This is a genomic window from Pseudomonas sp. PAGU 2196 (assembly GCF_022179005.1).
Classification (GTDB): Bacteria; Pseudomonadota; Gammaproteobacteria; order Pseudomonadales; family Pseudomonadaceae; genus Aquipseudomonas; species Aquipseudomonas kermanshahensis.
Genome location: NZ_BNTL01000035.1, coordinates 24,102 through 48,083 on the forward strand (window position 1 = coordinate 24,102; position 23,982 = coordinate 48,083).

Here is a 23,982-nt window from a genome sequence, read left to right on the forward strand (position 1 = left end):
GAGAAAACCGGTCGCCTGGCTAAAGAGGCGACCGGTTTTTTCGTATACCCACACGGAGCAGTGGTCAGGCTCTGGCGGTTTCGCTTGCGGTCTGGCCTTGGGCCTTGGCAGCCGCAGCGGCAGCGGCGTCCTTTATGTTGACCGCGTGCAGGCCTTTGGGGCCCTGGATGATGTCGAACTCCACGGACTGGCCAGCCTTCAGCGTCTTGTATCCGTCCATCTGGATGGCCGAGTAATGAGCGAAAAGGTCATCGGATTTACCTTCCTCGTTGATGAATCCGTAGCCCTTGGCATTGTTGAACCACTTGACTTTACCGCTTGCCATCCCTATGTCCCTCTGCAAAGGACTCCATCACTGGAGTATCATCCACTTCATCCGCATACGAACCATGCGAAAAATCTGGTTGACTGCGCGGATCTTTATCGACCACGGTGGGTTCTTATTGGTTGTAACACCGTTTTGCCGATAGTCAAGGTCATGCGGCGCGTGCGCCGGAGGCTGACTTTGCGCTCAACCCACAACTTTAACCTGTCGATCATGATGAAATTCTTTCCATGCATGCACCTAGTGAGATTCGACTAACATTCAATCAGGATCGCCCGCAATCGAATGAGGACGACGGCTCAGGTCTTGCTGTCCAGGAAGCCAAGCCGATCCTGCAGGCGCCACCGATGTACAAGGTGGTTTTGTTCAACGATGACTACACACCAATGGATTTCGTCGTCGAAGTGCTCGAGACGTTCTTCAGTCTGAACCGCGAGCTGGCGACCAAGATCATGCTGACCGTCCATACCGAGGGGCGGGCAGTGTGCGGATTGTTTACCCGTGACATCGCCGAAACAAAGGCCATGCAGGTCAACCAATACGCCAGGGAAAGCCAGCATCCGCTACTCTGTGAAATCGAGAAGGACGGTTAATCGCCGACCACTTGGGTATGAGGTGAAGCTATGTTAAACCGCGAGCTCGAAGTCACCCTCAATCTGGCCTTCAAGGAGGCTCGTTCGAAGCGTCATGAGTTTATGACCGTCGAACATCTGCTGCTGGCACTCCTTGACAATGAGGCTGCTGCGACCGTTCTGCGCGCCTGTGGCGCCAATCTCGACAAACTCAAGCACGACCTGCAAGAGTTCATCGATTCCACCACACCCCTGATTCCGGTCAACGACGAAGACCGCGAAACCCAGCCGACCCTGGGCTTCCAGCGTGTGCTGCAGCGTGCCGTGTTCCATGTGCAGAGCTCCGGCAAGCGCGAAGTGACCGGCGCCAATGTGCTGGTGGCGATCTTCAGCGAACAGGAAAGCCAGGCCGTGTTTCTGCTCAAGCAGCAGAGCGTGGCCCGTATCGACGTGGTCAACTACATCGCTCACGGTATTTCCAAGGTGCCGGGCCATGGCCCCAACACCGAAGGCGACCAGGAGATGCAGGACGAGGACGGTGGCGAAACGTCATCGTCGAGCAATCCGCTGGATGCCTATGCCAGCAACCTGAACGAACTGGCACGTGCCGGGCGCATCGACCCGCTGGTGGGCCGTGAGCAGGAAGTCGAGCGTGTTGCACAGATCCTGGCGCGCCGGCGCAAAAACAACCCGCTGCTGGTCGGTGAGGCCGGGGTGGGCAAGACGGCCATCGCCGAAGGCCTGGCCAAGCGTATCGTCGACGGCCAGGTGCCTGACCTGTTGGCTCAGAGCGTGGTGTATTCCCTCGACCTGGGTGCACTGCTGGCCGGTACCAAGTACCGCGGCGACTTCGAGAAGCGCTTCAAGGCGCTGCTCGGCGAACTGCGCAAACGCCCGCAGGCGATCCTGTTCATTGACGAGATCCACACCATCATCGGCGCCGGTGCGGCTTCCGGTGGGGTCATGGATGCGTCCAACCTGCTCAAGCCGCTGCTGTCGTCTGGCGACATTCGCTGCATCGGTTCGACCACCTTCCAGGAATTCCGCGGCATCTTCGAGAAGGACCGTGCCCTGGCACGGCGTTTCCAGAAGGTCGATGTCAGCGAGCCTTCGGTGGAAGACACCGTGGGGATCCTGCGCGGGCTCAAGGGCCGGTTCGAGAGCCACCACAACATCGAGTACAGCGACGAAGCCCTGCGCGCCGCTGCAGAGCTGGCCTCGCGCTACATCAATGACCGGCACATGCCGGACAAGGCCATCGACGTGATCGACGAGGCGGGTGCCTACCAGCGCCTGCAGCCTGAGGCAAACCGGGTCAAGCGTATCGAGGTGCCACAAGTCGAAGACATCGTCGCCAAGATCGCGCGGATTCCGCCAAAGCATGTCACCAGTTCCGACAAGGAGCTGCTGCGCAACCTTGAGCGTGACCTGAAGCTGACCGTGTTCGGGCAGGACGCGGCCATCGACTCGCTGGCGACGGCGATCAAGCTGTCCCGTGCAGGGCTCAAGGCGCCCGACAAGCCGGTGGGTTCGTTCCTGTTCGCCGGGCCTACCGGTGTCGGCAAGACCGAAGCGGCGCGGCAGTTGGCCAAGGCGCTGGGTGTGGAGTTGGTGCGCTTCGACATGTCTGAGTACATGGAGCGGCATACGGTGTCGCGCTTGATTGGTGCACCGCCAGGCTACGTCGGGTTCGACCAGGGTGGCCTGTTGACCGAGGCAATCACTAAGCAGCCGCATTGCGTGTTGTTGCTGGACGAAATCGAGAAGGCGCACCCTGAAGTCTTCAACCTGCTGCTGCAGGTGATGGACCACGGCACGCTGACCGACAACAACGGGCGTAAGGCGGACTTCCGTAACGTGATCCTGATCATGACCACCAACGCCGGGGCTGAGACTGCGGCGCGGGCTTCGATCGGGTTTACCCATCAGGACCACGCGTCCGATGCCATGGAAGTCATTCGCAAGAGCTTCACGCCGGAGTTCCGCAACCGCCTGGACACCATCATCCAGTTTGGCCGCCTGAGCCACGAAACCATCAAGAGCATCGTCGACAAGTTCCTTATCGAACTGCAGGCGCAGCTGGAAGATAAACGTGTGCTGTTGGAGGTCAGTGATGAAGCGCGCGGCTGGCTGGCGGCGTCGGGCTACGATGTGCAGATGGGTGCACGGCCGATGGCGCGGCTGATCCAGGACAAGATCAAGCGGCCGCTGGCTGAAGAGATCCTGTTCGGTGAGCTGGCCGAGCATGGCGGCGTGGTGCACGTCGACTTGCGCGATGGCGAGTTGGTGTTCGACTTCGAGACCACAGCTGAGGTGGCGTGATGGCGGGGGCCGCTTTGCGGCCCATTCGCAGCGCAAGGCTGCTCCTACAGGGTGTCACATTCCCAGGTAGGAGCAGCCTTGCGCTGCGAATGCGCTGCAAAGCAGCCCCAACCATTCTTGAAGGCACAAAAAAGCCCGGCACTTGGCCGGGCTTTTTCATGGCTTGGGCTTAGCGCGCACGATACGTGATGCGGCCTTTGCTCAGGTCGTAAGGTGTCAGTTCGACGCGGACCTTGTCGCCAGTGAGAATACGGATGTAGTTCTTGCGCATCTTTCCGGAGATGTGCGCGGTTACGACGTGCCCGTTTTCCAACTCCACGCGGAACATGGTGTTGGGCAGGGTGTCGACGACAGTACCTTCCATTTCGAAGCTGTCTTCTTTCGACATGCAGTTGAGCCCTCGGTGTCCAGTGTTGGCCCGACGCATAACCGCACCGGGCAAAAAAGTGGCGTGGATTATGCCGGAAAATAGTATTTCAAGCCAATGCTTTCAGTTGAGGGTGACCCAGCGCTGGTTGATCAGCAGCTCGATGGGGCGATACTGGGTCTTGTAGTTCATCTTCTTGCAGTTCTTGATCCAGTACCCGAGGTAAACCGCCTCCAGGTTCTGCCGAAGGGCTTCGGTGATCTGCCAGAGGATGGCGAAACGGCCCAGGCTGCGGCGCTCTTCGTCGGGCTCGTAGAAGGTGTAGACCGCTGACAGGCCGTTGGGCAGCAGGTCGCATACTGCCACCGCCAGCAGGCGCCCTGCCAGGCGGAACTCGTAGAACCAGCAGAAGGGCAGGTCGCGTACCAGGAAGGTGGAAAACTGATCACGGCTGGGCGGGTACATGTCGCCGTCGGCATGACGGGTCTCGATGTAGCGCCGGTACAGGTCGAAATACTCTTCCTTGAACGCCGGGCGTGCGGCGGTCACGGTCAAGTCGGCGTTGCGCTTGAGAATGCGCCGTTGCTGGCGGTTGGGGATGAAACGCGCCGCCGGAATGCGTGCTGGCACACAGGCGTTGCAGTTTTGGCAATGGGGGCGGTACAGGTGATCGCCGCTGCGCCGAAAACCCATCTCCGACAGGTCGGCGTACACGTTCACGTCCATTGGCTGGCTGGGGTCGAGAAACAGCGTGGTTGCCTGCTCCTCGGGCAGGTAGCTGCAGGAGTGGGGTTGAGTGGCATAAAACTTCAACCGCGCCAACTCTGTCATGATCAACCCCTTCGGTGAGACTTTGCCTTAAGTGTAAGCCAGCTCTGAGAACTCGCCTAGGGAACCCAAGAGGCGCTGTTGGGCTGGTCGAGGTAACGCGCCAGGTAGTCGGCAAAGTCGGCGCGGCTGATGGCGCGCGCGCCAAGGCTGTGCAGGTGATTGGTCGGCATCTGGCAGTCGATTAGCACAAAGCCGGCCTGGCGCAGGTGTGCGACCAGGGTCACGAAGCCGACCTTGGAGGCATTGTCGGCGCGGCTGAACATCGATTCGCCGAAGAACAGGCGGCCCATGGCCAGGCCGTACAGGCCGCCGACCAGCTCGCCGTCCTGGCGCACCTCCACCGAATGGGCGTAGCCGAGCCGGTGCAGTTCGCAGTAGGCGGCGCGCAAGGTGTCGGTGATCCAGGTGCCGTCGGCGTAGTCACGCGGCGCGGCGCAGGCGGCGATCACGCCGGCGAAGTCGGTGTCGAAACTGACCTGGTAGTGGCCCTGGCGCATGAACTTGGCCAGCGAGCGCGAGACGTGCAGTTCGTCTGGTAGCAGCACGGTGCGAGGGTTGGGTGACCACCAGAGGATCGGCTGGCCGTCCTGGTACCAGGGGAAGCAGCCGTGGCGATAGGCCTGCACTAGGCGCTCGGGGCTCAGGTCGCCGCCGGCGGCGAGCAAGCCGTTGGGTTCGTGCAGGGCCTTTTCCAGTGGCGGAAAGGTCAGCGAGTCGCGGGTCAGCCAGGTAAGCATGGTCTATCGTGCGGTGGGGGAGGGGAGTGGTCAGCATGGCGTGGCTGAAAAGCAGGGTCAATCACTGCGGTTCATTCGCCGTAGCGCAGGCAGCCCTTAGGCATTTTCCTACACATTCATGAGGCCTCAGGCACCATCCGGGACATTTGCTGTCACACCTGTGCAAAAACACAGCATAAGCCTTTGTCACAAAAGAAAATGCATGCTCAAATTGCAGCTAAGTGAAAGCAGCCCCCTCAAGCCCATGTGCGGCGCGCCGCCATGGCGGCTGGCGGGCAGTAATGTTAAAAGTAGTGGTTCATTGGCCAGACACCGGCCGATCACTATTGGACGCGCAGCACGCGCAGGAATAGACGCGTTTTGAAGAAATCCACCGCAACTCCAGCTCCCTTGCCAGTGCCTATGTGGCGGCAGCAGCTGCACTATCGTCTCAAGGAAGGTGCGTTGATCGCTGTCGGCGCCCTGTGCCTGTACCTGTGGATGGCGCTGCTGACCTACGACACTTCCGACCCTGGCTTCAGCCACACCAGCAACATTGACCAGGTGCAAAACGCCGCCGGGCGAGCAGGGGCCTACTTCGCCGACATCCTGTTCATGGTGCTGGGCTATTTCGCCTACATCTTCCCGCTGTTGCTGGCGATCAAGACCTGGCAGATCTTCCGCGAGCGCCACCAACCCTGGGAGTGGAGCGGCTGGCTGTTCTCCTGGCGCCTGATCGGGCTGGTGTTCCTGGTGCTGTCGGGCGCAGCCCTGGCGCATATCCATTTCCACCCGCCGGCGAGCATTCCGTTCTCCGCGGGCGGTGCCCTCGGCGAAAGCCTGGGCGAACTGGCGCGCAGCCTGTTGAACGTGCAGGGCAGCACGTTGATGTTCATTGCCCTGTTCCTGTTTGGCCTGACGGTGTTCACCGACCTGTCCTGGTTCAAAGTGATGGACCTTACCGGCAAGATCACCCTCGACCTGTTCGAGCTGGTGCAAGGCGCCGCCAACCGCTGGTGGGAAGCCCGCAACGAGCGCAAGCGCCTGGAGGCGCAGTTGCGTGAGGTGGATGAACCGAGTTTCAACACCGCGCCGGCGGCTGCGCAGAAGCGCGAGCCGGTCAAGCCTCAGCTGCGTGAGCGTAGCGTCGAGCGCGAAGAGGCGCCCGCCCGGCCTGCCCCAACACGCGAACCCGTGGTGGCGCGCGACACAGTGGTGCCCCGCGAGCAACCTGCGGCGCCAGTGATCATCCCGCCAGCCCCGGCCAAGGCGCCAGAGCCGAGCAAGCGGGTGATGAAGGAAAAACAGACCCCGCTGTTCGTCGACAGCGCTGTGGAAGGCACGTTGCCGTCGATCTCCATTCTCGATCCGGCCGAGCAGAAAAAGATCGAGTACTCGCCAGAATCCCTGGCCGGTGTTGGCCAACTGCTGGAAATCAAGCTCAAGGAATTCGGCGTGGAAGTCTCGGTGGACTCCATCCACCCAGGCCCAGTCATTACCCGCTACGAAATCCAGCCCGCGGCAGGGGTCAAGGTCAGCCGTATCGCCAACCTGGCCAAGGACCTGGCGCGCTCGCTGGCGGTGACCAGCGTGCGCGTGGTCGAGGTGATCCCGGGCAAGACCACCGTGGGTATCGAGATCCCTAACGAAAACCGGCAGATGGTGCGCTTCTCTGAAGTGCTGTCGTCGCCGCAGTTCGACGAGTCCAAGTCGCCGGTTGCGTTGGCCTTGGGCCATGACATCGGTGGCAAACCGGTGATCACCGACCTGGCCAAGATGCCGCACCTGCTGGTGGCCGGTACTACCGGTTCTGGTAAGTCGGTGGGTGTGAACGCGATGATCCTGTCGATCCTGTTCAAGTCCGGCCCGGAAGACGCGCGGCTGATCATGATCGACCCGAAGATGCTCGAACTGTCGATCTACGAAGGCATCCCGCACCTGTTGTGCCCGGTGGTCACCGACATGAAGGACGCCGCCAACGCGCTGCGCTGGAGCGTCGCCGAGATGGAGCGGCGCTACAAGCTGATGGCCGCGATGGGCGTGCGTAACCTGGGCGGCTTCAACCGCAAGATCAAGGACGCTCAGGAGGCCGGCGAGGTCATCCACGACCCGCTGTACCGTCGTGAGAGCATGGACGACGAGCCACCCGCGTTGAAGACCCTGCCGACCATCGTAGTGGTGGTCGACGAATTCGCCGACATGATGATGATCGTCGGCAAGAAGGTCGAAGAACTGATCGCCCGTATTGCCCAGAAAGCGCGGGCCGCCGGTATTCACCTGATCCTCGCCACCCAGCGCCCGTCGGTTGACGTGATCACCGGCCTGATCAAGGCCAACATCCCGACGCGCATGGCGTTCCAGGTGTCGAGCAAGATCGACTCCCGCACCATCATCGACCAGGGTGGCGCCGAGCAGTTGCTCGGTCACGGTGACATGCTGTACATGCCACCCGGCACCAGCTTGCCGATCCGCGTGCACGGCGCGTTCGTTTCCGATGACGAAGTGCACCGCGTGGTGGAAGCCTGGAAGCTGCGTGGCGCGCCGGACTACAACGACGACATCCTCAACGGCGTCGAAGAGGCCGGCAGCGGCTTCGAAGGCGGCGGCGGTGGTGGTGACGGCGACGATTCGGAAAGCGATGCACTGTATGATGAAGCCGTGCAGTTCGTGCTCGAGAGCCGCCGTGCCTCCATTTCCGCTGTGCAGCGCAAGCTGAAGATCGGCTACAACCGTGCCGCACGCATGATCGAGGCAATGGAGATGGCCGGCGTGGTCACCCCGATGAACAGCAACGGCTCGCGGGAAGTGATAGCCCCAGGCGGCCCGCGCGATTGATGAACACCTTGCCGGGCGCCTGCTGGGCGCCTGGCTCATTTACTGTCCTACGAGGATTTCCATGCGCGCGATTCGCATGCTGTTGGTTTCTGCCCTGGCCATGGGCTCTGTGTCGGCCCATGCCGGCGAGTTGGACGTGAAGCGCCTGACCCAGTTGCTGGAAAAGTCGCAGACGATCGATGCCAATTTCTCTCAGCTGACGCTGGGTGCCGACGGCACCAGCCTGCAGGAGACCAAGGGCCAGATGACCGTCAAGCGCCCGGGCCTGTTCTACTGGCACACCGATGCCCCGCAGGAGCAGGTGGTGGTGTCTGATGGCAAGATGGTCACCCTGTGGGACCCGGACCTTGAGCAGGCCACCATCAAGAAGCTTGATGTACGCCTGAACCAGACCCCGGCGCTGCTGCTGTCCGGTGACGTGTCGAAGATCAGCCAAAGCTTCGACATCGCGTCCAAGGAGCAGGGCGAAGTCATGGATTTCACCTTGAAGCCGAAAACCAAGGACACCTTGTTCGACTCCCTGCGCGTGTCGTTCCGCAAGGGGCTGATCAATGACATGCAGCTGATCGACAGTGTCGGCCAGCGGACCAACATCCTGTTCAGTGGGGTGAAGGCCAACCAGGCAGTGCCTGACAGCAAGTTCAAGTTCGATGTCCCGAAAGGCGCGGATATCATCCAGGAGTAACCGGAGCCCGTGATGGACCTGTTTCGAAGCGAACCCGTCGCCCAGCCCCTGGCTGCTCGCCTGCGCCCGTCCAACCTGGACGAGTACGTTGGCCAGGAGCACCTGCTGGCGCGCGGCAAGCCGCTGCGCGAGGCGCTGGAGCAGGGGGCGTTGCACTCGATGATCTTCTGGGGGCCGCCCGGGGTGGGCAAGACCACCTTGGCGCGGCTGCTGGCGCAGTTCTGTGACGCGCACTTCGAAACGGTCTCGGCGGTACTGGCAGGGGTCAAGGAGATCCGCCAGGCGGTCGAGGTGGCCAAGCAGCAGGCGGCCCAGTATGGCCGCCGCACCATCCTGTTCGTCGACGAAGTGCACCGCTTCAACAAGTCGCAGCAGGACGCCTTTTTGCCCTACGTGGAAGACGGCACGCTGATCTTCATTGGTGCCACCACCGAAAACCCGTCCTTCGAGCTCAACAATGCGTTGCTTTCGCGCGCGCGGGTGTACGTGCTCAAGAGCTTGGACGAGCCGGCGCTGCGCAAGCTCGTCGACCGTGCCTTGAGCGAAGACCGCGGCCTGGGCAAGCACAACCTGCAGGTGGGCGACGAGGCCTTCAAGATGCTCATGGCTGCCGCCGACGGCGATGGCCGGCGCATGCTCAACTTTCTCGAAAACGCCTCGGACCTGGCTGAAGATGGCAGCGAAATTGGCGTCGAGCTGCTGCAAAGCCTGCTCGGTGACAGCCGTCGGCGCTTCGATAAGGGCGGCGAGGCGTTCTATGACCAGATCTCGGCGTTGCACAAATCGGTGCGCGGCTCCAACCCCGATGCCGCGCTGTATTGGTTCGCGCGCATGCTCGATGGGGGGTGCGACCCGCTGTACATCGCCCGCCGCGTGGTGCGCATGGCCAGCGAAGACATCGGCAACGCCGACCCGCGTGCCCTGAGCCTGTGCCTGTCGGCGTGGGATGTGCAAGAGCGCCTGGGCAGCCCCGAGGGTGAGTTGGCCGTGGCCCAGGCCATCACCTACATCGCCTGTGCGCCAAAGAGCAATGCAGTGTACATGGGCTTCAAGACTGCCCTGCGCGAGGCGGCCGAGCATGGTTCGCTGGAAGTGCCGCTGCACCTGCGCAACGCCCCGACCAAGTTGATGAAGCAGTTGGGCTACGGCGACGAATACCGCTATGCCCATGACGAGCCCGATGCCTACGCTGCGGGCGAGGATTACTTCCCCGATCAGCTTGAGCCTCGCCAGTATTACCAACCCGTGCCCCGCGGCCTGGAGCTGAAGATCGGCGAGAAGCTACGGCACCTGGCCGAGCTGGATCGCAGCAGCCCCCGGCAACGGAGAAAACCATGATTGCACTGATCGCTGCTGTCAGTGCAGGCGGTATCGCGGGTACTTTGCTGCGCTTTGCGACCACCAACTGGGTGGTCGCCCACTGGCCACGGCACTTCTATCTCGGTACGCTGGCGGTCAATTTGATCGGCTGCCTGTTGATCGGCCTGCTGTATGGCCTGTTTTTGCACAAGCCCATGGTCCCGGTCGAGCTGCGCGCGGGCCTGATCGTCGGTTTCCTGGGCGGCTTAACCACGTTTTCCTCCTTTTCGCTCGATACCGTACGCCTCATGGAAAGCGGGCAGATGCCCCTGGCTTTGGGCTATACCGGTATCAGCGTGGTGGGCGGGCTGCTCGCGACCTGGGCCGGCCTGTCCTTGACCCGATTCTGAACCAACACCTACACATAACGAGAGAACGATATGCTCGATTCCAAACTGTTACGCGGCCAACTTCAGGAAGTGGCGGATCGCCTGGCCTCCCGTGGCTTCAGCCTGGATGTCGCGCGCATCGAATCACTGGAAGAGCGCCGCAAGGCCGTGCAGACGCGCACCGAGCAACTGCAGGCCGAGCGTAACGCCCGTTCCAAGTCCATCGGCCAGGCCAAGGCCAAGGGCGAAGATATTGCGCCGCTGATGGCCGACGTCGAGCGCATGGCCAACGAGCTGGCCGCAGGCAAAGTCGAGCTGGACGGCATTCAGGCTGAGCTGGATGGCATCCTGCTGACCATTCCTAACCTGCCGGACGCCAGCGTGCCGGTTGGTGCCAGCGAAGACGACAACGTTGAAGTACGCCGCTGGGGCACCCCTAAGGCCTTCGACTTTGAAATCAAAGACCACGTCGCCCTGGGCGAAATCAGCGGTGGCCTGGACTTCGAAGCGGCAGCCAAGCTGTCTGGCGCCCGCTTTGCCGTGCTGCGTGGCCCGATCGCCCGCCTGCACCGCGCGCTGGCGCAGTTCATGATCAACCTGCACACCGGTGAGCACGGCTACGAAGAGCACTACACCCCGTACCTGGTACAGGCGCCGGCCCTGCAAGGCACCGGCCAGCTGCCCAAGTTCGAGGAAGACCTGTTCAAGATCAGCCGCGAAGGCGAAGCTGACTTCTACCTGATCCCAACCGCCGAGGTTTCGTTGACCAACCTGGTTGCCGGTGAAATCCTCGATGCCAAGCAACTGCCGCTCAAGCTGGTCGCCCACACGCCTTGCTTCCGCAGTGAAGCCGGCGCATCGGGCCGTGACACCCGTGGCATGATCCGCCAGCACCAGTTCGACAAGGTCGAAATGGTCCAGGTAGTCGAGCCATCCAAGTCGATGGAAGCCCTCGAAGGCCTGACCGGCAACGCCGAGCGCGTGCTGCAGCTGTTGGAACTGCCCTACCGGGTACTGGCGCTGTGCACCGGCGACATGGGCTTCGGTGCGGTGAAAACCTACGACCTGGAAGTGTGGGTACCGAGCCAGGACAAGTACCGCGAGATCAGCTCCTGCTCCAACTGCGGTGATTTCCAGGCGCGTCGCATGCAAGCCCGCTGGCGCAACCCGGAAACCGGCAAGCCAGAGCTGGTGCATACCCTCAACGGTTCTGGTCTGGCAGTAGGCCGCACCCTGGTGGCGGTATTGGAGAACTACCAACAGGCCGACGGTTCGATCCGTGTGCCTGAGGTGCTCAAGCCGTACATGGGTGGTGTCGAGGTCATCCGCTAAATGGATTACCTGCCACTGTTCCACAAGCTGCAGGGCGGCCGGGTACTGGTCGTCGGCGGCGGTGAAATTGCCTTGCGCAAAGCGCGCCTGTTGGCCGATGCCGGCGCCGCGCTGCGTGTGGTGGCGCCCGAGGTTGACGGCCAACTGGCCGCACTGGCCCGGGAAGGTGGCGGTGAGGTCTTGGTGCGCGGCTATCAGGCGCCCGACCTGGTCGGTTGCCGGCTGGTGATCGCGGCCACTGATGACGCTGGGCTGAACGCCCAGGTGTCGGCCGATGCCCAGGCGCTCAACCTGCCGGTCAACGTGGTGGACGCGCCGGCCCTGTGCACGGTGATCTTCCCGGCCATCGTCGACCGCTCGCCGTTGGTGGTGGCAGTCTCCAGTGGGGGGGATGCGCCCGTGCTGGCGCGTTTGATTCGCGCCAAGCTGGAAGCGTGGATCCCTTCGGCCTACGGCGAGCTCGCCGGGCTGGCGGCGCGGTTCCGGCACCAGGTCAAACGCCTGTACCCAGACGTCAACCAGCGTCGCGGCTTTTGGGAAAATGTCTTCCAGGGCCCGATTGCCGAGCGTCAGCTGGCCGGGCAGGGTGCCGAGGCCGAACGCCTGTTGCAGGCCATGGTCGATGGCGCGCCGGTGCAGCAGGGCGGTGAGGTGTATCTGGTGGGGGCAGGGCCGGGCGATCCGGACTTGTTGACTTTCCGCGCCTTGCGCCTGATGCAGCAGGCCGATGTGGTGCTGTACGACCGCCTGGTGGCCCCGGCCATCATCGACATGTGCCGGCGTGATGCCGAGCGTATCTATGTCGGCAAGCGCCGCGCTGACCATGCCGTGCCGCAGGACCAGATCAACCGCCTGCTGGTCGACTTGGCCAAGCAGGGCAAGCGCGTGCTGCGCCTCAAGGGTGGCGATCCGTTCATCTTTGGCCGTGGTGGCGAGGAGATCGAACAGCTGGCCGAGCAGGGCATCCCCTTCCAGGTGGTGCCCGGCATTACCGCGGCCAGTGGTTGTTCAGCCTATGGCGGCATCCCGCTGACCCATCGCGATTACGCCCAATCGGTGCGCTTCGTGACCGGGCACCTCAAGGATGGCACCAGCAATTTGCCTTGGGATGACCTGGTGGCACCGGCGCAAACCCTGGTGTTCTACATGGGGTTGGTGGGTTTGCCGACCATTTGCGCCGAACTGATTCGTCATGGGCGTGCGGCCAGCACGCCAGCGGCGCTGGTGCAGCAAGGTACTACGCGCAATCAACGGGTGTTTACGGGCACCCTGGCGGATCTGCCGGCGCTTGTCGCCCAGCATGAAGTGCATGCACCGACCCTGGTGATTGTTGGGGAAGTGGTGCAGTTGCGTGAGAAGCTGGCGTGGTTTGAAGGTTCGCAACATAGCTGAAACGGGTGGGGCCGCTTTGCGGCCCTTCGCAGCACAAGGCTGCTCCTACACGTTTGGTGCACGCCTGTGTAGGAGCAGCCTTGTGCTGCGAAGGGCTGCAAAGCAGCCCCGCTGTGTCACCGGTTAACCCAGATCCCCTGGCCCGCCAACCGCTCCCGATCATGCGCCACACCAAAGTCCTGCAACGGCCCTTTAGGCACGATCCCATTCGGGTTGATGGTCTTGTGGCTCATGTAGTAATGCTTCTGGATATGCTCCATATCCACCGTCTGCGCCACCCCCGGCCACTGGTACACTTCGCGCAGCCAGTTTGACAGGTTGTGGTAGTCGCTCAGGCGTCGCAGGTTGCACTTGAAGTGCCCGTGGTACACCGCATCAAAGCGCACCAGCGTAGTGAACAGGCGTACATCCGCCTCGGTGAGGTACTCGCCAGCAAGGTAGCGATTGCGGCTCAGCACGTCTTCCAGGTAATCCAGCTCATTGAACACCTCGTCAAACGCGGCCTCGTAGGCCTCTTGCGTGGTGGCGAAGCCTGCGCGGTAGACGCCATTGTTCACCGCGGGGTAGATCCGTTCGTTCAGCGCTTCGATCGCCGGGCGCAAGGGCTCGGGGTAGAGGTCCAGGCGGTTGCCGGTCAGCTCGTCGAAGGCGCTGTTGAAGATGCGGATGATCTCGGCCGATTCGTTGTTGACGATACGCTTCTCTTTTTTGTCCCACAGCACCGGCACGGTAACGCGCCCGGTGTAGTGCGGGTCATCCTGGGTGTAGCGTTGGTGCAGGAATTCGAGTGCATCGAGGTGGTCGCCGGTGGAGCCCTGCTGCTGGTCGAAGGTCCAGCCATTTTCTTGCATCAGCCAGCTCACAACCGATACATCGATGAGCGGCGACAGGCCCTTGAGGGCACGGAAAATCAGGGTGCGGTGCGCCCATGGGCAAGCCAGCGACACATACAGGTGATAACGGCCGGCCTCGGGTGCGGGCAACGCGTTGCGGCGCTGGGCGTTTTCGCGTTTAAAGGCCCCGTCTTTGCCGGTTTCATACCACTGGTCGTGCCACCGGCCGTCGATCAAAAGGCCCATGTTGAGCTCCTGGAACAAAGTTGTTTGTCGTTGGAGCCCAGTCTAGGGAATATCGTTCGAATAAATAGCGCAAAGACTCGGGGTCTTTAATCGATTAAATCGATGCGTTGCGTTCGCGCCAGTAGCGACGCGCTGTGGCGAAGGCGTCGTCACGGTTCTGCCCCAGCCCGCGCAAGGCCAGGGCCATGGTGGCGACCACGGCCATTTCGCCGTAGCTGTCTTCGGCTTCGCCCTGCCACACGGCGAGCAGTTGCTGCGGCTGCAGGCTCGGTGGTTTGACATGGCGGCGTTCGCTCAGGGCTGGCCACTCTTCATCCCAGGCCTCACCCGCTGTAGTGCCATAAAGATGGCTGATGACATCGGGATTGACCTCGATCTCGCCGCCATCGCCCTTGATCACCACGGCATGGTCGCCGAGCAGACGGCTAGCTTCACGGTGCACCGCCTGGTAGCCAGGGTGGAAGATGCTCTGCAGGCCGCAGCGCGCACCCAGCGGGTTCAGTACCCGAGCCAAGGAGTGAATTGGCGAGCGCAGGCCCAAGGTGTTGCGCAGGTCAATCATGCGTTGCAACTGGGGTGCCCAGTCCTGCAACGGGAAAAACGCCAGCCGCTGCTGGTCGAGCGCGGTGCTGACAGCCGCCCAGTCGCGGCACAGCGGAATCTGCAGCTGTTCGAGCAGTTGTTCAGTGAACATGCGCCCGGCGGTGTGGGCGCCGCCGCCATGCATCAGGATGCGCACCCCGTTGTTGGCCAGGCACTTGGCCGCCAGCAGGTACCAGGGCAGGTGGCGCTTCTTGCCCGCGTACGTGGGCCAGTCCAGGTCCACGGCAAGGTGCGGCGCTTGCAAGTGGGCGCGCAGGGCCTCGGTGAAACCGGCCAGTTCATCGGCGCTTTCTTCCTTGTGCCGCAGCAGCATGAGGAAGGCACCGAGCTGGGTGTCCTCGACTTTGCCTTCCAGCAGCAAGGTCATGGCCGCGCGGGCTTCTTCGCGGGTTAGGCCGCGCGCGCCGCGCTTGCCTTTGCCAAGGATGCGCACGAATTCGGCGAACGGGTGTTCGGCGGGTGTTTCCAGGGTGAGCGGGCGTGGTTCGATCATATGCAGTTGGTCGGCTTGGGCAGGCCCGCCAGCTTGGCGGCAAGTTTGGCAGGAGTGCCGTTGAACAGGCGGTTCAGGTGCGGGCTGTTGCCCTTTTCTGGGCCCAGCTTCAGCGCGGTGTACTTGATTAGCGGGCGTGTGGCCGGCGAAAGCTGGAATTCCTGGTAGAACTGGCGCAGCAGCTCGAGGATTTCCCAGTGGTCAGCGGTCAGCGGGATGCCTTCACGTGTGGCGAGGGCATCGGCGACGGCAGGGGACCAGTCGTGCAGGTCGACCAGAAAGCCGTCCTTGTCCAGGGCAATCGTTTGATCGCCAACGTTCAGCGTACTCATAGCCAGCTGTTGACCTTGTCGTAATGCAGCGACAGCTCGACGAATGCAGCATAGTCCACAGGCGTGGCCAGGTCGTTGGCGACCGCGCGGGCGTGCAGGTCTTCTTCGAGGGCGAACAAGCGCTGCTCGAGCGCGGCGGCTTGCAGCTGGTGCTGGGGCTCGCTGCCGGCGTGCAGTGCATAGACCGCATCACCGCACAGCAGCAGTGCATCGTCGGCACCGAGCAGGCGCAGGCAACTGGCCAGGCGGTCGTCGCCGAAGGGCGAGTGGGCAATTACATGCAGGGTTGTCATCACAGCGTTACCACCTGGTCAAAACGGGCGATCAATGCGGTCAGTGCCGCGTCGTCTAGCACCTGCACCGGCAGCGCCAGGGTGTCGGCGGCAAGGCCGCGCTGGCGCAGGCTATGGCTGCAGGCGAAGAGCGCTTCGACGCCGAACATTGGCAAGGCCTGCAGGTTGGCCGCCAGGTTCTTCAGTTGCAAAGTTGAAGGTTGCTGGCCCGGGGCGAGCTGGAACACGCCATCGTCCAGGAACAGCATGCCCAGCGGCAGGTCGAACGCGCCACCGGCCAGTGCGATGTCCAGCGCCTCACGGGCCGATGGGCCGTTCCAGGGTGCCTGGCGGCTGATGATCAACAAGGACTTGGCCATTTCAATCGCCTCCGAAGCAGATCAGCCGATCGGCACTCTGCGCCGCCTCGTGCAGTTGGCCGAGCCCGGACAGCTCCCAGGGCTTGGGCAGGTTCGCGGCCGGCCGTTGATAGCGGCTGGCTTCGGCCTCGTCGAGCACGCCACGGCGCAACGCAGCGGCAATGCACACCACCGCGTCCAACTGGTGGTGGTCGATGAAGGTGCGCCATTGGGCGGCGACATCCAGCTCGTCCTGGGGCGTAACCACGTTGGCTGAGGCACTGTGTACCCCGTCCTGATAGAAGAACAACCGGGCAATCTCATGCCCGCCGGCCAGCACCGCCTCGGCAAAGCGCAGGGCGCGGCGCGAGGAGGGCGCATGGGCCGGGGAAAAAACCGCGATAGCGAATTTCATGGACAACTCATGCAAAGGAATGCCGCCATGATAAAGCAAAAAAGCCCAAGCCCGCTCATACAAGGACCTCGTGGCCTTGTGCAGAGGGGGTGGGCTTTTCAGCGAGGCGCTGAAGGGTCAGGCGCGCTCTTTGCTCTCTGGCAGGAACCAGTTCAGCACCAGGGCGCAAATACCGCCGGTGGCGACGCCCGACTCCAGCACATTGCGGATTGCCGCCGGCATGTGGGCCAGGAACTCAGGCACCTGGGCCACGCCCAGGCCCAAGGCCAGCGACACGGCAATGATCAGCAGGGCGCGACGGTCCAGCTGCGTGCTGGCCAGGATGTTGATACCCGAGGCCGCTACCGCGCCGAACATCACCATGGCCGCGCCACCCAGTACTGGCTCTGGTACCGCCTGGATTACTCCGGCAACCGACGGGAACAGGCCCAGCAGCACCAGCATCACGGCGATCCAGATGCCAATATGGCGGCTGGCGATGCCGGTCAGCTGAATAACACCGTTGTTCTGGGCGAAGATCGAGCTGGGGAAGGTGTTGAACAAGCCGGCCAGCAGCGAGTTGGCGCCGTTCACCAGCACACCGCCTTTGATCCGCTGCATCCACACCGGGCCTTCGACCGGTTGGCGCGAGACCTTGCTGGTGGCGGTAACGTCACCAATGGCTTCCAGCGATGTCACCAGGTAGATCACCAACATCGGGATGAACAGCGCCCACGAGAAGCTCAGGCCAAAGTGCAGCGGCGTGGGCACCTGGAACAGCGCAGCCTCGTGCATGCCGGTGAAGTCCAGGCGGCCGAGGTAGCCCGCCAGCGCATAGCCCACCGCCAAGGCGATGACGATGGCGCAGCTGCGCATCCATACCACCGGGATGCGGTTGAGAATGACGATGATCGCCAGCACCACGCCCGACAGCAGCAGGTTTTCGCCATTGGCGAAGGTGCCGTTGGCCATCGCGCCAAAGCCGCCGCCCATGCTGATCAGGCCGACCTTGATCAGGGTCAGGCCAATCATCAGCACCACGATGCCGGTCACCAGTGGCGTGATCAGGCGTTTGACGAACGGCAGGATGCGCGACACACCCATCTCAACGAACGAGCCTGCGATCACCACGCCAAAAATGGCCGCCATTACGCCTTCTACCGGCGTGCCTTGCTTGACCATCAGCGCACCGCCAGCAATCAACGGCCCGACGAAGTTGAAGCTGGTGCCCTGAACAATCAGCAACCCCGCGCCAAACGGCCCGAAGCGCTTGCACTGAACGAAGGTGGCGATGCCGGAGATCACCAGCGACATGGATACGATCAGGTTGGTGTCCCGCGCCGAAACACCCAGCGCCTGGCAAATCAGCAGGCCAGGTGTCACGATCGGCACGATGATCGCCAGCAGGTGCTGCAGCGCCGCCAGCAGGCCGATCAGCAGCCGTGGCTTGTCCTCAAGACCCAGCACCAGTTCATTGGCAGGCGCCGATGCGCCTGGGCTGTGTTCGTGTGAGCTCATTGCAGAAAGCCGCCCCGGAAGAAAAAAGGAGCGCATTCTACGGGCTGAAGCGCAATTGGGGTAGGGGCAAGCACGATGGCGGCATGATCGGTGTCTGTTCGCTCAATAAGCTGACTTTTAAGTCAGTCTTTGGCGCACAAAAAAGCCCGCCGAAGCGGGCTTTTCCATGAGGCGCAGTATCAGTCGTCGCGGCCCATGATGCCGAACAGCTGCAGCAGGCTGACGAACAGGTTGTAGATCGATACATACAGGCTGATGGTCGCCATGATGTAGTTGCGCTCGCCGCCATGGATGATCGCGCTGGTCTGGAACAGAATGCAGACCGACGAGAACAGCACGAAGCCAGCGCTGATCGCCAGTTGCAGGCCGCTGATCTGGAAGAAGAAGCTGGCAACCACCGCACCCAGCAGCACGAAGAAGCCTGCCGTGATGAAGCCGCTGAGGAAGCTCATGTCCTTGCGGGTGATCAGCACATAGGCCGACAGGCCACCGAACACCAGTGCGGTCATGGCGAATGCCGAGCTGACCACTTCAGCGCCACCGGCCATGCCCAGGTAACGGTTGAGGATAGGGCCGAGGATGAAGCCCATGAAGCCAGTGAGGGCGAAGGTGGACACCAGGCCCCAGGCCGAATCACGCAGTTTGTTGGTGAGGAAGAACAACCCGTAGAAGCCGATCAGCACCACGAACACGTTCGGGTAGCCGACGCGCATCTGCTGGGCCACAAAGGCCATGACACCGCTGAAGGCGAGGGTGAGTGCCAGCAGGCTGTACGTGTTGCGCAGGACTTTGCTGATCTCCTGCTGCTCGACCTGCTGGCCGTGGTGTACGGCGTAATCCTGTTCGCGCATGGCGAGGCTCCTTGGTAAACCTGTGGTTTCAGACGTTCAGATGCTAGGAGTCTATCAGACGTCCTGCAACCCGCGACACAGAGAGTTTGACAGCGTGTTTCATTACGGTATTATGGCGGCCGCAAAACGAGCTGGAAGCGTGGCCGAGTGGTTTAAGGCAACGGTCTTGAAAACCGTCGATGGGCAACTATCCTAGAGTTCTTATCTAAGGTAGTCCCTAGATGCACACTTCAGGATAGCCAAGCGATTGCATCGGGAAATTGGCAGAGTGGTTGAATGCACCGGTCTTGAAAACCGGCGAACGTGAGAGCGTTCCCAGGGTTCGAATCCCTGGTTTCCCGCCAGACATAGACAAATAAAGGGCTAGAGAAATCTAAGCCCTTTTTTTGTGCCTGATTTTTCTATTTTTTCCGGTGCGGAAGCGCTGTGTTGCTTGGCGAGCATGCTCATCAGCTGCCCTCAGCTGCGCTCAGATGCACGCTAATGCACACTTCTCGGTTGATGGATTCTTCAAAAATCCAACTGCACACTTGCTGTGCGCCTGGCTAGGCTTCGCCCAAGCCGCTTTAGTCATCCACGATGACTCCCATCTCAACGAAATGCTAAGCGCAGCCCTTGGCAGAATCATTGCGCCCACTGAAACCCTAGCGATGTCATCAAGCACTCAGCTCAAATTACGCCATTCACACACTGTCGTAAGCGGTCAGCCACGATCTGAGGTCTGAATCGCCCCTAGCTTTCTAGGCACTCTCCTAGCCCAGAAAAAGCGTTTTCTCTCTAACAGCTTGGCTGGACGCTAATGACGCTTGACGATCAGCACCTTGGGCTTGGCTGCTGTCTGGTCAGGCAATGGCGACGCGGGTAGAGTGGCTTTATGCCATGAGGTTGCGCGGGTATCGACCTCTTCTGAATGCCGGAGAGCGTTAGAAAGGAGTTTATCGTTGAAATGGATTAGTGCGCTTGAGCTTGGGGTCTGGGCCAATACGCTCCAAGCAGAGAATAAATTGCCCGAGCTCGTCTCAGAAATGATATGGGCCACTGCGTCCAAGGTCAGACGTCAGAGGTTTCTGTACGGTGACATGGGTCAGGTTCGTGGTTATGACGGATATTTGGATGCAGACTCGAACTCTCCGTTTGTACCTGACGGCAAGTCTATCTGGGAGTTTGGAACCAATAGTGCCGGTAAAGCCAAGGCTGAGCAGGACTACAAAAAACGAACCGATGAAGTGGACTCGCAGACTCGGTCAGATCACACGCTAGTTCTCGTGTCTCCCAGAACCTGGAATACGCCTCAAGACAAGGTTGAGGATTGGCTAGCTGAAAAAAACAAGTCTGCGCAGTGGAAGCGTGTGGTCTATGTCGATGGGCAGATCCTTGAGGATTGGCTTCAGAAATGTCCGGCAGTAGCTTCCCGCTGGGCTCGCAGCGATTTTCAACTGGCCCCTCAGAACGGTGTACTCAGTACGGAAGAGTTCTGGATCGAGTTTTCCTCCCAGTTCAAGCCTTGTCTTGTCGAGGAAGTCCTGCTCGCTGGACGGGAGTCGCAGGCGGAAGATCTCTTGCTCAAGCTGGCTAGAGAGGATGGATGTTGGGCCTTTTCTGCTGATACCAGCGACGAGGTTATCGCCTTTGCTGTTGCAGCAATACGAAAAGCCCCTGATACGGTTCGCAAGTTCCTAGAGTCACGCACGTTGATCGTAGAGACAGAAGAAGCTGCACGTCATCTGGCCAGCACTTCAAATCTGATATACCTGCCAAGAAAAGCTGCACGTAAAAGCGCAGGGCTCCTCATGAAGCGTGGGCCCACCGTCATCAGTGCTGGGGTGAGTGACAAAAAAATCGACCATGTCGAGTTGCGACGACCATTGAGCAGTGAGCTTAGCAAAGCGTTTGTGCTGATGGGAATGAGTGAAAGCGAAGCCTATGATTCCGCTCGTAGCTGTGGCCGAAGCTTAGCGGTGTTTGCCCGCCTCAATCCCAACGGCTACACGGAATACCCCGAGTGGCGAGAGAGTGGGCTAGAACTGGTTCCAGCTCTACTTGCGGGAGCATGGGACTCGGATGTGGAACACGACAAGAATATCCTCAGCTCGCTCAGCGAGCAGGACTACGACGATGCGGAAGATGCACTGCGTAAGTATCTTCAGATGTCGGATTCACCCATCGAGTGTGAAGACAACCTTTGGGCGACGAGGGCGCCCGTAGATGTATTCCTGAACATTGCGTCCCAAATTGGACGTCGGCACCTCAAGCTGTTTCGGGAAGCCCTGATTGCCGTTTTTGACACAGCTGTCGCTTCGCACGCCCCTCCGAAAGCTGAAGATGCGTTTGTGATGCCTACAAAACGCGCCATTGCGACAGAGCACAGTGAGCATTTGAAAAAGGGGATGCTGACAACCCTGCTTCATATGGCGGTTCTGCACAGTCCAGCCTGCTTTACGGCTGCAGGTAAAGACCCTCAGCGCTACGTGGATGAACTTGTTCAATCGATCACGGGCTTATCATCCAATTCTGTGCTGATCGCCAGTTTAGAACAGAACCTGCAACTGCTTGCAGAGGCGTCGCCAAATTCTTTTCTTGAGGCCCTTGAGCGTCAGCTTGAGGGCGATTCGCCTTCAATCCGGCCTATTTTTGATGAGCATCCTGGTGTGCTTAGCCCGGTTACCTACCACTGTGGCCTCTTGTGGTCGCTTGAGGTGCTTGCATGGGATGCGACGTCATTTGAGCGTGCGGTACTTTGCCTGGCCAAACTCGCGGCCATCGATCCGGGAGGCAGGCTAACCAACCGACCTATCAACAGTCTGCGAGAGATATTCCTATCTTGGTCACCCTGCACCTCCGTAAGAACGAATCGACGGCTGGCAGTTTTGCAGAGCATTGTGAAGCAGGTTCCAACTATCGCCTGGCCACTGCTGGTAAGTCTGCTTCCTCGAACAGGTGACATCAGCAGCCCTACCGCAAGACCAAAGTTCAGGGATTATGAGCGTGATGATCGGGAGAACCTGACCTATGGGCTTGTGTGGGAAAGCGAAGCGAAAATCATCGCGCTCGCGCTCAACGAAGCGGGTGCGTTACCTGATCGCTGGGAGGCTTTGATCGGAGCCATGGCACATTTCCAGGAGGCCCCGTTCAGTGCTCTGACCAATCGTCTGAATGAGGTGCTCGGCGAAGTCTCTGGCGAGGATCGGGTCAGTATGTGGAAGTCTTTGAATGTCGAGGTTAAGCGTCACCAGAAGTATTCGAACGCTAACTGGGCCATGTCTGAGGAGAGGCTGAAGCGTCTCCTGTTCGTGGCAGACAAACACGCGCCCGAGGAGTTGGTGGAAAGCCAGAGTTGGCTTTTCGATGATTGGATGCCGCCAGTCGAAGGAGTTGATGATGAGGATGCAGACCCTATTGAGCTTGTCGAAGATGCTCGACTGGTCGCGTTGAGAACAATCCATGAAGCGCGGGCAGTTCCAGGGCTCTTGGCGCTCTTGAAGCGGGCGGCGCATGCGCGACTTGTAATGTCCACCATTAGCCGCCTTGAGTTGCCATATGAGCAGTTGTGGGAGCTATTTACCAGTACGTTAGCCCACGATTCCAAGCAGATGGATTTGGCCGCAAGCTTCTCGCTTGCAGAGGGCGTTTCCCGTTTTGGGAAGCAATGGATGGAGGAAGCGCGTGCGGCTTTGTTGCACAGCGATCTAACTGTCGAATGCCTTGCGCAAATATTCGCGTTCGTTCCCGATGAGCTAAGAATCTGGCTTTACGTCGAGTCATTCGGCGATGACGTTGAGCGCGCCTACTGGTCGCAAAAGGCACCATACCCCATAACCTTAGACACAAACGAGCTGCTGTATGCGATGAAGAAGTACCTCATGGTCGATCGGCCTACTGCAGCATTGAGCGCGGCCTCTCGCCGACTCCAAGACATACCGTCGCAGCTTGTCATCTCCCTGCTCAAGGCCGGGGTTGGTGAGCATAACTCCAACTCAGTGAGCTCCAGCTTTTTCGATGTAGAGAAGGTCATTGACGACTTGACGGAGCGATCTGATGTTGCGATTGAGGAAGTGGCAAGCTTGGAGTTCATCTATCTGCAGGCGCTTCGTGAAGAACCCAAAACCCTTCATAAAATGCTGCTTGAGCAACCTGAATTTTTTATGGGCATGGTCAGGCGGGTGTTCAGGGCTGAAGGCGCCGAGCCATCTGAAGTTTCTGACACTGATAGGCAGCATGCATCAAACGCGTATCGTCTTCTCAAGAGTCTTAACCGGCTGCCTGGCCAATCTGGAGAAGAGGTCAATGAGCAATCTTTGTTGAGTTGGTGTCAGGAGGTTCGGCGCTTAGGTGTTGAGTCAGATCGCGAGGCCATTACCGACCAAATGATCGGCCAAGTACTAGCACATGCGCCAGTAAGCCATGAAGACGGTGCTTGGCCTCACGAAGCTGTTAGGCATGTCATTGAAGCCCTCGCATCGGAAGAGATCGAGCGCGGGATCCAGATCGAGCGATTCAACATGCGAGGGGTTGTGGTCAAGAACATGGGTGAAGGGGGTGAGCAGGAGCGCGTCCTAGAGCAGCAAACACGAGACTGGGCTAAGGCATCGGTGAACTTTGTTCGCACGAGTGCGATGCTTGAGCTGATTGCAGATTCTTGGGCCTCGGACGCTGAGCGTGCTGATTCGCAAGCGAAACAATGGGCGATGCGTGAATGATGGCATAGCCGCTATGTGTGGAAAATCTTGTCCGAGTTAGTGTCTCTTAAGGTTAGATGAAGCCATCAGCCGAGCATTCCGGTTTTCTCTAAGCGGACATGGAGTTGGAGGAGGCTTGCGATAATGTTTTGTTGATGTCGACGTTGAATGCAGTGGCTCTGGGTGATCACGCTGTTTGAAAACCTAGGGCCCTGAACGATTTCAGGGAACGGCGCTTTAGTGTATGAAGATCTCACGATCTCGACCGCGACGGGAGATGCAAGCCCGGGTAAACAGCGGTGAAATGCTCCTACAAGGACTGTAGCACTCAGTTTTCCTG

20 protein-coding genes, 1 tRNA gene and 1 pseudogene are annotated in these 23,982 nt (G+C 60.4%); 10 read left to right on the forward strand and 12 right to left on the reverse strand.

Features of this window, described 5'->3' with window-relative positions:
* Positions 1–66 precede the first annotated feature (66 nt).
* Positions 67–325, reverse strand: a pseudogene (gene cspD / locus MFF34_RS24955) (cold shock domain-containing protein CspD); the annotation flags it as partial.
* A gap of 230 nt (positions 326–555) precedes the next feature.
* Here cspD and clpS point away from each other — a divergent pair.
* Positions 556–918: an ATP-dependent Clp protease adapter ClpS gene (gene clpS, locus MFF34_RS24960; protein ID WP_003251220.1), complete on the forward strand. Its 363-nt coding sequence runs from the start codon at positions 556–558 to the stop codon at positions 916–918.
* A gap of 30 nt (positions 919–948) precedes the next feature.
* On the forward strand, positions 949–3,219 hold the full coding sequence (clpA, locus tag MFF34_RS24965; protein WP_027592735.1) for an ATP-dependent Clp protease ATP-binding subunit ClpA: 2,271 nt from the start codon (positions 949–951) through the stop codon (positions 3,217–3,219).
* A 169-nt stretch (positions 3,220–3,388) separates the two neighbouring features.
* Here clpA and infA read toward each other — a convergent pair whose 3' ends face one another.
* The 3 genes from infA to aat all read right to left on the reverse strand — a co-directional run bounded on the left by infA (position 3,389) and on the right by aat (position 5,154).
* Complete coding sequence (gene infA / locus MFF34_RS24970) at positions 3,389–3,607, reverse strand: translation initiation factor IF-1 (RefSeq protein ID WP_002553999.1); 219 nt, start codon at positions 3,605–3,607, stop codon at positions 3,389–3,391.
* Positions 3,608–3,709: 102 nt separating this feature from the next.
* Positions 3,710–4,417 (reverse strand): arginyltransferase, encoded by a 708-nt coding sequence (locus MFF34_RS24975; protein WP_027592734.1) that lies wholly within the window; start codon positions 4,415–4,417, stop codon positions 3,710–3,712.
* A 56-nt stretch (positions 4,418–4,473) separates the two neighbouring features.
* Positions 4,474–5,154, reverse strand: a complete 681-nt coding sequence (aat, locus tag MFF34_RS24980; RefSeq protein WP_238217107.1) for a leucyl/phenylalanyl-tRNA--protein transferase — start codon at positions 5,152–5,154, stop codon at positions 4,474–4,476.
* A gap of 402 nt (positions 5,155–5,556) precedes the next feature.
* On the opposite strand from aat, the gene MFF34_RS24985 reads away from it, so the two are divergent.
* The 6 genes from MFF34_RS24985 (at position 5,557) to cysG (ending at position 13,065) form a co-directional block, all read left to right on the forward strand.
* A complete protein-coding gene (locus MFF34_RS24985) occupies positions 5,557–7,968 on the forward strand; it encodes a DNA translocase FtsK 4TM domain-containing protein (protein ID WP_238217324.1) in 2,412 nt (803 codons plus the stop codon).
* 61 nt (positions 7,969–8,029) lie between these two features.
* Positions 8,030–8,653, forward strand: a complete 624-nt coding sequence (lolA, locus tag MFF34_RS24990) for an outer membrane lipoprotein chaperone LolA (protein ID WP_027592731.1) — start codon at positions 8,030–8,032, stop codon at positions 8,651–8,653.
* 12 nt (positions 8,654–8,665) lie between these two features.
* The gene (locus MFF34_RS24995; protein WP_238217109.1) at positions 8,666–9,991 is read left to right on the forward strand and encodes a replication-associated recombination protein A; all 1,326 of its coding nucleotides are present in this window, start codon (positions 8,666–8,668) and stop codon (positions 9,989–9,991) included.
* On the forward strand, positions 9,988–10,362 hold the full coding sequence (gene crcB / locus MFF34_RS25000; protein ID WP_085273002.1) for a fluoride efflux transporter CrcB: 375 nt from the start codon (positions 9,988–9,990) through the stop codon (positions 10,360–10,362). Before MFF34_RS24995 ends, crcB begins: the two co-directional genes overlap by 4 nt.
* A 30-nt stretch (positions 10,363–10,392) precedes the next feature.
* On the forward strand, positions 10,393–11,673 hold the full coding sequence (serS, locus tag MFF34_RS25005) for a serine--tRNA ligase (protein WP_085273003.1): 1,281 nt from the start codon (positions 10,393–10,395) through the stop codon (positions 11,671–11,673).
* Positions 11,674–13,065, forward strand: coding sequence for a siroheme synthase CysG (gene cysG / locus MFF34_RS25010; RefSeq protein ID WP_027592727.1), 1,392 nt, complete (start codon positions 11,674–11,676; stop codon positions 13,063–13,065).
* A gap of 116 nt (positions 13,066–13,181) precedes the next feature.
* Here the strand turns inward: cysG and MFF34_RS25015 are convergent, their stop codons facing one another.
* From MFF34_RS25015 to MFF34_RS25050, 8 genes are all read right to left on the reverse strand, one after another.
* Positions 13,182–14,144: a glutathione S-transferase family protein gene (locus MFF34_RS25015; RefSeq protein WP_238217111.1), complete on the reverse strand. Its 963-nt coding sequence runs from the start codon at positions 14,142–14,144 to the stop codon at positions 13,182–13,184.
* Between the two features lie 94 nt (positions 14,145–14,238).
* Positions 14,239–15,240: a glycosyl transferase family protein gene (locus tag MFF34_RS25020; RefSeq protein WP_238217113.1), complete on the reverse strand. Its 1,002-nt coding sequence runs from the start codon at positions 15,238–15,240 to the stop codon at positions 14,239–14,241.
* Positions 15,237–15,572 carry a TusE/DsrC/DsvC family sulfur relay protein gene (locus MFF34_RS25025; RefSeq protein ID WP_027592724.1) on the reverse strand — a complete coding sequence of 112 codons (336 nt, stop codon included), beginning with the start codon at positions 15,570–15,572 and terminating at the stop codon, positions 15,237–15,239. Before MFF34_RS25025 ends, MFF34_RS25020 begins: the two co-directional genes overlap by 4 nt.
* Positions 15,569–15,865, reverse strand: coding sequence for a sulfurtransferase complex subunit TusB (tusB, locus tag MFF34_RS25030; protein WP_238217115.1), 297 nt, complete (start codon positions 15,863–15,865; stop codon positions 15,569–15,571). The genes MFF34_RS25025 and tusB overlap by 4 nt, the downstream gene beginning before the upstream one ends.
* On the reverse strand, positions 15,865–16,224 hold the full coding sequence (gene tusC, locus MFF34_RS25035; protein WP_238217116.1) for a sulfurtransferase complex subunit TusC: 360 nt from the start codon (positions 16,222–16,224) through the stop codon (positions 15,865–15,867). Before tusC ends, tusB begins: the two co-directional genes overlap by 1 nt.
* Position 16,225: 1 nt before the next feature.
* A complete protein-coding gene (gene tusD, locus MFF34_RS25040) occupies positions 16,226–16,618 on the reverse strand; it encodes a sulfurtransferase complex subunit TusD (protein ID WP_099428820.1) in 393 nt (130 codons plus the stop codon).
* A 117-nt stretch (positions 16,619–16,735) separates the two neighbouring features.
* The gene (locus MFF34_RS25045) at positions 16,736–18,115 is read right to left on the reverse strand and encodes a nucleobase:cation symporter-2 family protein (RefSeq protein ID WP_033696754.1); all 1,380 of its coding nucleotides are present in this window, start codon (positions 18,113–18,115) and stop codon (positions 16,736–16,738) included.
* 179 nt (positions 18,116–18,294) lie between these two features.
* Positions 18,295–18,966 carry a Bax inhibitor-1/YccA family protein gene (locus MFF34_RS25050; RefSeq protein WP_003251184.1) on the reverse strand — a complete coding sequence of 224 codons (672 nt, stop codon included), beginning with the start codon at positions 18,964–18,966 and terminating at the stop codon, positions 18,295–18,297.
* Between the two features lie 254 nt (positions 18,967–19,220).
* On the opposite strand from MFF34_RS25050, the gene MFF34_RS25055 reads away from it, so the two are divergent.
* Positions 19,221–19,310, forward strand: a tRNA-Ser gene (locus MFF34_RS25055).
* A gap of 597 nt (positions 19,311–19,907) precedes the next feature.
* Complete coding sequence (locus tag MFF34_RS25060; protein ID WP_238217119.1) at positions 19,908–23,663, forward strand: hypothetical protein; 3,756 nt, start codon at positions 19,908–19,910, stop codon at positions 23,661–23,663.
* Positions 23,664–23,982: the final 319 nt, after the last annotated feature.

What these genes read in the sequence shown, in the direction of transcription:
- clpS (WP_003251220.1), top strand. Translation starts at nt 556, where the DNA reads ATGCATGCACCTAGTGAGATTCGACTAACATTCAATCAGGATCGCCCG.
- clpA (WP_027592735.1), top strand. Translation starts at nt 949, where the DNA reads ATGTTAAACCGCGAGCTCGAAGTCACCCTCAATCTGGCCTTCAAGGAG.
- infA (WP_002553999.1), bottom strand. Translation starts at nt 3,607, where the DNA reads ATGTCGAAAGAAGACAGCTTCGAAATGGAAGGTACTGTCGTCGACACC.
- MFF34_RS24975 (WP_027592734.1), bottom strand. Translation starts at nt 4,417, where the DNA reads ATGACAGAGTTGGCGCGGTTGAAGTTTTATGCCACTCAACCCCACTCC.
- aat (WP_238217107.1), bottom strand. Translation starts at nt 5,154, where the DNA reads ATGCTTACCTGGCTGACCCGCGACTCGCTGACCTTTCCGCCACTGGAA.
- MFF34_RS24985 (WP_238217324.1), top strand. Translation starts at nt 5,557, where the DNA reads ATGTGGCGGCAGCAGCTGCACTATCGTCTCAAGGAAGGTGCGTTGATC.
- lolA (WP_027592731.1), top strand. Translation starts at nt 8,030, where the DNA reads ATGCGCGCGATTCGCATGCTGTTGGTTTCTGCCCTGGCCATGGGCTCT.
- MFF34_RS24995 (WP_238217109.1), top strand. Translation starts at nt 8,666, where the DNA reads ATGGACCTGTTTCGAAGCGAACCCGTCGCCCAGCCCCTGGCTGCTCGC.
- crcB (WP_085273002.1), top strand. Translation starts at nt 9,988, where the DNA reads ATGATTGCACTGATCGCTGCTGTCAGTGCAGGCGGTATCGCGGGTACT.
- serS (WP_085273003.1), top strand. Translation starts at nt 10,393, where the DNA reads ATGCTCGATTCCAAACTGTTACGCGGCCAACTTCAGGAAGTGGCGGAT.
- cysG (WP_027592727.1), top strand. Translation starts at nt 11,674, where the DNA reads ATGGATTACCTGCCACTGTTCCACAAGCTGCAGGGCGGCCGGGTACTG.
- MFF34_RS25015 (WP_238217111.1), bottom strand. Translation starts at nt 14,144, where the DNA reads ATGGGCCTTTTGATCGACGGCCGGTGGCACGACCAGTGGTATGAAACC.
- MFF34_RS25020 (WP_238217113.1), bottom strand. Translation starts at nt 15,240, where the DNA reads ATGATCGAACCACGCCCGCTCACCCTGGAAACACCCGCCGAACACCCG.
- MFF34_RS25025 (WP_027592724.1), bottom strand. Translation starts at nt 15,572, where the DNA reads ATGAGTACGCTGAACGTTGGCGATCAAACGATTGCCCTGGACAAGGAC.
- tusB (WP_238217115.1), bottom strand. Translation starts at nt 15,865, where the DNA reads ATGACAACCCTGCATGTAATTGCCCACTCGCCCTTCGGCGACGACCGC.
- tusC (WP_238217116.1), bottom strand. Translation starts at nt 16,224, where the DNA reads ATGGCCAAGTCCTTGTTGATCATCAGCCGCCAGGCACCCTGGAACGGC.
- tusD (WP_099428820.1), bottom strand. Translation starts at nt 16,618, where the DNA reads ATGAAATTCGCTATCGCGGTTTTTTCCCCGGCCCATGCGCCCTCCTCG.
- MFF34_RS25045 (WP_033696754.1), bottom strand. Translation starts at nt 18,115, where the DNA reads ATGAGCTCACACGAACACAGCCCAGGCGCATCGGCGCCTGCCAATGAA.
- MFF34_RS25050 (WP_003251184.1), bottom strand. Translation starts at nt 18,966, where the DNA reads ATGCGCGAACAGGATTACGCCGTACACCACGGCCAGCAGGTCGAGCAG.